Origin of the sequence: Belliella filtrata (genome assembly GCF_022549775.1) — a bacterium.
GTDB lineage: Bacteria > Bacteroidota > Bacteroidia > Cytophagales > Cyclobacteriaceae > Belliella > Belliella filtrata.
Genome location: NZ_JAKZGP010000152.1, coordinates 1 through 655 on the forward strand (window position 1 = coordinate 1; position 655 = coordinate 655).

Consider the following 655-nt stretch of genomic DNA (forward strand, 5'->3'; position numbering starts at 1 on the left):
CTTTCAGGTCTTCCATCACCAAGCCCCATTTCTTAGCCCCTTCACCACCAGAATTGATATAAAGCCCCAGCACGTCCCTGTTTCCTTCCCAATCCACCGAATATACCGTATAGAAGGCGCTGTTGGTGTATTTGCCGTCTTGGCGTACTTTGAAGTGTATAGCATCCAGATACACAATGGGGTAAAAGCTTTGAAGGCTTCTTGTGCGCCATTCCTGGATCTCTGGGAGCACTTTGTCCGTAATCTGGGAAATCCGGCCTGCAGAGATACTTACTCCATAAATGTTCTCCAGAAGACGTCTCACATCTTCCACTGAGTTCCCTTGGGCATAAAGGGATAGTATCTGCTCATCCAGACCGCTACTAAGTTCACGTTCACGTTTTGCGATCAGTTCAGGCTCAAAGGCTCCGTTCCGGTCTCGAGGTGTTGAAATATCTAAGAACCCAGCTTCGCTTACAACTCGTTTGGATGTCTTACCATTCCGTTTATTAACACTGCCAGAGGCGCGCTCTTCGGTAAGAAATGAATCGATCTCACCTTCAAGTAGTGTATTTACCATACCTTGCAAAATCTCACTGAAAGGACTCTCTTTTCCAAACAACCCTTTTTTACTGTAAAGACGTTCTTTCAAACGTTCACTCATCTCAGGATCATT

At 45.6% G+C, this 655-nt stretch carries 1 protein-coding gene; it reads right to left on the reverse strand.

Features of this window, described 5'->3' with window-relative positions; translation table 11 throughout:
* The coding region (locus MM239_RS20845; RefSeq protein ID WP_241350253.1) for an IS256 family transposase at positions 1-655 on the reverse strand (655 nt) is incomplete at both ends.